This is a genomic window from Lysinibacillus sphaericus OT4b.31, assembly GCF_000392615.1.
Classification (GTDB): Bacteria; Bacillota; Bacilli; order Bacillales_A; family Planococcaceae; genus Lysinibacillus; species Lysinibacillus sphaericus_B.
On record NZ_KB933413.1, the window covers coordinates 1 to 5,738 of the forward strand.

Here is a 5,738-nt window from a genome sequence, read left to right on the forward strand (position 1 = left end):
ATGGACTGAAGCCATGCCCCTTCTATTTTAAAAGATGACAAACTCAATTTTTTGAGTTTGTCTACAGCCTGAATCCAACGAAGTCATTTTTGACATTGTTGGATTTTTTATTGAATTGGACGATGTGTAAATTTTATAGGTTGTAGCATCGCCCCTTTATATCATTAAATGAAACGCATAACTCAAAAAATACCCCAATAGTATATATGTCAAAAATAACCTTACCGACACTGCCCGAATATGATGCAAGATAAATTCAGAAATACTAGTTGTAGCAATCAAACCGATGGATACACCCATTAGGATACCTTGCACCTTATCGGTCAAATTGGTGTATTGACCGATTAAAATAAAGACACTAAAGAATATTGAAAAACCTATAAAATAAAGAAACAGTCGCCATAGTTTTTCTCCTTGGGAAAGAAGAGCCGTACTAAAAGCAAAACCCTCCGGAAGATGATGAAGAATGATTGAGGCGGTAATGGTGATGCCAAGGGCTGAATTCCCTAGTAAATTTCCGACGGTGAGGCTGATTGGAATTGTATGAATTATCATAGCGAATGCAAGTAAGAAAACGGAGGGATTTTGAGAATTAGTAGGGTGAAATAAGCTACTAAGAATTTGAAACATCAGATAGCCGATGACTATGCCAAGAATTATGCTAAAGGACTTGTACATGTCAAAAGAAGTTGGAATGATATCTAACGCAAGCAACCCCACTAAAAATCCACCACATAACAGTGATAAACCTTCAGTTGTATGCTGAAATAACTTTGAAAAAATCCAAGCGATAGCCCCGCCTACGCTGACACTGAAAAATAGAAAACCACCAAGTATCATTGCACTCAACTACAGTATTCCTCCACCCCATCATAATCTTTAAGCTGTTTTACCAAATATATGCAAACTAGAGTTTTATATGATAACTGCTGCAATTTTTAAAAATAAATTACACTATGTGAAATGCATATAAATGAAGCAATTTCATATCAAAAAGGCAAATATTATGAAAGAAAATAAAGAAATTGTTCCTATCACATAGGTATATTTCGCTACAGGTGGACGCTTTCCGTGGGCAAGTGGTAGTTTGTTTTACCTGCCAATGATTTATAGTATTATCCATATTGTTTGGATTTTTATTGGGAAAAAGCGTTAACATGTTCTAATTGTTCTCTGATATGAAACGCTCTATTTCATTCACGTCTACTATGTGATTGCTAACCAGTCAGAGTTATAATTTGGAAAAATAATTAGTAGATTCAATTGACTGAATTTTAGTTTAATTCTATACTTTTAGTAGTTATACAGATTCATTGATTTAGTAACTACTAATGAGAGCGAGGAATGTGTGTATGAATTGGGATGCGAGTTATGATGTGGTAGTTGTAGGATCAGGGGCAGCGGGGTTAACGGCAGGGCTGACAGCAAAGCTACAGGGAATGAAATCATTAGTCATCGAGAAAACGGATTATTATGGTGGGGCGTCTGCATTATCTGGTGGTGCGCTATGGATTCCAAATAACCATGTGATTAAAGGTGCAGGAGTTCATGATACACACGAACAAGCTCGTTTATACTTGGATTCAACTATTGGGGATCGAGTACCGGCAGCATTAAAAGAAGCTTACATTACACGTGGACCTGAAATGTTAAAGTTTTTATACAATCATACGAATCATATGCGCTTCCAGTATGCTACAGGTTATTCGGATTATTATCCTGAAAAACCAGGGGGCTTCGCTCAAGGACGTTCGATTGAGCCACTTTTATTTGATGTAAAAAAGATGGGTACTTTAGTAGATACAATGCGGCGTTCAACAATGTCCACTAAGGGCTTCACGATGAATAGCTATGAATTCCATAAGGTAAATATGATTAGACGTACAACGGTTGGTAAAACAACTGCGTTGAAATTAGGCGTTAGACTAGTGAAATCGAAAGTAACAGGGAGTCAGCCAGTAGCCTTAGGAGAAGCATTGATTGCACGACTAAGAATGTCACTAGCTGAGGCGAATGGTGAACTTTGGCTTTCAACAGCGTTTAAAGATTTTATTGTTGAAAATAATCGTGTTGTTGGTTTACTAGTAGAACGAGAGGGACAAGAGCTGTATATTGAGGCGAAGCGAGGTGTAGTCCTTTCATCTGGTGGTTTTTCACATAATCAAGCGTATCGTGAGAAATACTTGCCGAGCCCAACAGATACCAAATGGACTTCTACTCCAGACGGGCAGACAGGTGACATTATCGAACCAGGTTTACGAATCGGTGCAACATTAAATCTTATGGATAAAGTTTGGGGAGCACCCTCAGTAATTGATCCAAATGGACAACCATTCTTCCTAGTAGCAGACCGAGGTGTGCCTAATATGATGGTTGTTAATAATGCGGGTAAACGTTATTTAAATGAAGCTGCCCCTTATCATGAATTTGTAGACAATATGCTAGCACATCATAAGGAGACGAATGAAGCTGTACCGTCTTGGATTCTTATTGATGCAACGGCAAAGAGTCGATATATTTTTACGGGGTTATTTCCTGGGCAAGCATTTCCAAAAAGTTGGTTTGACCATGGTATTGTGAAAAGTGCACAAACAATTGAAGAACTAGCGCAGCAGATGGACGTACCTACAGAGAATTTACTAGAAACAGTTACGCGTTTTAATGACTTTGCTCGTAATGGCCACGATGATGATTTCCGTAGAGGGGATAGTGCCTATGATAATTATTATGGTGACCCGACGTTGAAAAATCCGAACTTAGCTGAATTGAGCAAAGCGCCTTACTATGCTCTGCGAATATATCCGGGTGATATTGGTACAAAGGGCGGTTTAGTAGTGGATGAGCAAGCACGTGTTGTCAAGGCTGATGGTACGCCGATAGAAGGCCTTTATGCATCTGGAAATTGCTCGGCTTCTATTATGGGCGAAACCTATCCAGGACCAGGTGCGACACTCGGGCCTGGCATGACTTTAAGCTATATTGCTACCTCTCACATGGCAAAAGCAAGTAAAGACCAACAAGCGGCTCTAGTAGAGGTATAAAACTTACTTGTAGAAAAACCTTCTAATTCTTTATTGAATTGGGAGGTTTTTTACGATGCCTAAAGCTTGCGGAAAAAAAGACAGAGCCTATATAGCATACCTAAATGAGCACTTATTGAATGTTTAGGCTAATTGTTCTAATGTTTTGTATATAGGAATATATTGTCTATTAATGAAGTGCACAATTGAAAAAATAAACATTCAGAATGATTTGCTTGAAAACAACAAAGCATTTTCAGCGAAAGTAAAAAGGAGTGACTAAACACGACGTGTTAGTGTATAGACTCGTGACAACGATTGAAGAGCTAGAGTCGTATAAGGACACTTGGTCAGGAATACTTGAACGTGAGAAGAATGATAATCCTTTTATAGAATATGAATGGATTTCGACTTGGTGGACGACACTCGGAAGCAAAGAAAATGTAGAAATTTACATTGTCGAATACAAAGGAGACAGTATAGCGTTTTTCCCTTTCATCCGGTCTGTTCGGTTTGGTGGTATCCATCAATTTAGCTTTTTAGGACAAGGATATGCTACTTATATGGAAGTAATTGCTGAGGGTATTTGGAAGGAACAAGCTATGGATTTCTTATTAAAAGAACTTACACGAAACTATAAAAGAATTATTTTTGTCTTGCATGGTTTATTAGAAAGTAAGAAAACATCTTATGTAATGGAAAAATATGCGCAAGAACGTCAACTACCCCATTCAGTTTTCCGCACTGTGACTCCTTATATAGATTTTAAATCAATGGAGCTAAAAGCTTTTCTACAAAAACATCACAAGAAGTTTAAGAGCATTCATCGTCGAGAAAAAAGATTAAGGTCACTTGGGCAATTAACATTTCAAGAGGTTAGTGCGGAAAATTTAGATGGAATGTTTGAGCTGTTTGAAAGAAGATGGCGCAAAAAAATTGATAAAAGTAGGTTTACAGAACAACAAACACGTCTTTTCTTTGAACGTTTAGCAATGCAACAAAGTAAAGCTTTTCGTGTGGAAGTAGACAATCTAGTGTTTGAAGACCATTGGATTGGTTTTACAATCGATATTTGTTGCAGAGAGCGGAATTTTTGTCAGGCGATGGGCCATGAGCCTGATTTCAATATATTTGGTCCTGGGCGTTTAATTGAAAGAGCAAATATGCTGAAGGCACATGGTTCAAACTATCGCTTTTATGATTTTGGCATCGGTTATGAACCGTATAAATTTGAATGGTATACACATATAGATTTCACTCGAAAATTTGTTATGAGTACTAAAGGAACCAGAGAACGTGTTTTACGGCTGATGATGGTATTGCATGATACATTGAAAAGAAAATTAAGTGATAATCATCAGCTGGTAAAGTTGAAACGTGATCGATTTGGTGAGCTTCAATATTTTTTAAAAGAAGCCAGGCTGAAAGATTGGTTTATGACCTTTAAAAAAGGAATAAATCGCATGATAGCTGTAACCAGTTTTGACTTATATTATTTACAGAGTAATGTACGTCAAACAACAACGGATTTACAGGAAATATCAATTCAGGATGCATTGGAAAGTGACAATCGATCAGAGCTCATTTCACAATATTTTAGAGGTTATAGGCTTTATGGTGACGGCACACAACAAGTTTTATTTTTGCGCCATGACCAATTTATACGAGAGGAAGCGATCGATTTTACTCAGCAACTTCCGCCTAATTCAACGTATATTAAAGCGTATACCACTCAGCTATTTCCGAAAATAATAGCACAGGTGCAGCAAGAAGGAAGGGCGATATGTATCACTGTCAATTGGTATGAATGGCGCAAACGAAGAACACTTATGAAGTTAGGGTTTGAAAAAGTGGAACGAGTACGGATTAGTCGGTTATTTAAATGGAAAAAGATTTCTCGTCAAGAAAATGAATGGGCAAAGTATATACAGTGTAAAGGGCAAAAATTTGAACATATATGGCATTTAGTAATGTTTCCATTGCTTATATAAATAAAAATCCTCAGTGCCTACAGTCTTTTTCTTTTTGAATAAATCGTAAGAAACCGTTGATTTCTGTTCCAAGCGCTCCCTTTCCGCAGGCACGGCTCCAACTAATTTTTGCTGCGGGTCGCCGCAAAAATGGATTTTCCCCACGTGCTGTTCCTGCAGGAGTGTCGCGCCTTCCACGCCAATCAACTTGTATCGCCTACGGATATCCTATTCTGCTCCTAACCTGCTAAAAATCCTTAAGGTGATGATGATCATGATGACAAAAAATCAAATCAAAGAGCGTGAACGGCTTGAAATGCACCTTAAAAACGACAAAAGGTATTTGGAATGTGATTAACTAGCTTTTTCAAATTCATGGCAGTAAAAGTAAGCATCGCCTGCATGGACAATTTTTTAATCCCTCGCAAGATTTAGCCAACGCATACCATGTTTTTCTTTCGCATCCTTAATTACAAGTTCAATCGTTTCTTTGCGACGTACATAGATTTGCCTCATGTCACTTTGATGACGTAAATGATCGACTTCTTCCACATGATGCGCCAAAATAGGACGTTCAATGATTATCCGATGTCAGCATTTCTTATTGATCTCGTTCATTATTTATATGTTTGGTCCTCCTATCCATCACCTCAATTATTTATCGACTACACTAGTTGATTGGAGCGCAGGCGGCGACTTCTGCGGGAATAGCATGAGCTAAAGGTCCCGCAAGAGCGTAGCGACGAGG

At 38.0% G+C, this 5,738-nt stretch carries 4 protein-coding genes and 1 pseudogene; 2 read left to right on the forward strand and 3 right to left on the reverse strand.

The window, feature by feature from the left end; all coding sequences use genetic code 11:
• Positions 1-156: 156 nt before the first annotated feature.
• Complete coding sequence (locus H131_RS21875) at positions 157-840, reverse strand: ZIP family metal transporter (protein WP_230491922.1); 684 nt, start codon at positions 838-840, stop codon at positions 157-159.
• Positions 841-1,352: 512 nt separating this feature from the next.
• On the opposite strand from H131_RS21875, the gene H131_RS21880 reads away from it, so the two are divergent.
• Positions 1,353-3,041, forward strand: a complete 1,689-nt coding sequence (locus tag H131_RS21880) for an FAD-binding protein (protein WP_010861322.1) — start codon at positions 1,353-1,355, stop codon at positions 3,039-3,041.
• Between the two features lie 269 nt (positions 3,042-3,310).
• On the forward strand, positions 3,311-5,011 hold the full coding sequence (locus tag H131_RS21885) for a GNAT family N-acetyltransferase (RefSeq protein ID WP_010861323.1): 1,701 nt from the start codon (positions 3,311-3,313) through the stop codon (positions 5,009-5,011).
• Here the strand turns inward: H131_RS21885 and H131_RS21890 are convergent.
• On the reverse strand, positions 4,985-5,197 hold the full coding sequence (locus H131_RS21890; protein ID WP_010861324.1) for a hypothetical protein: 213 nt from the start codon (positions 5,195-5,197) through the stop codon (positions 4,985-4,987). The two genes, H131_RS21885 and H131_RS21890, sit on opposite strands and share 27 nt — an antisense overlap.
• Positions 5,198-5,313: 116 nt before the next feature.
• Positions 5,314-5,581, reverse strand: a pseudogene (locus H131_RS25685) (transposase); the annotation flags it as partial.
• Positions 5,582-5,738: the final 157 nt, after the last annotated feature.

Coding starts and splice junctions, on each gene's coding strand:
- H131_RS21875 (WP_230491922.1), bottom strand. CDS start 840: ATGATACTTGGTGGTTTTCTATTTTTCAGTGTCAGCGTAGGCGGGGCT.
- H131_RS21880 (WP_010861322.1), top strand. CDS start 1,353: ATGAATTGGGATGCGAGTTATGATGTGGTAGTTGTAGGATCAGGGGCA.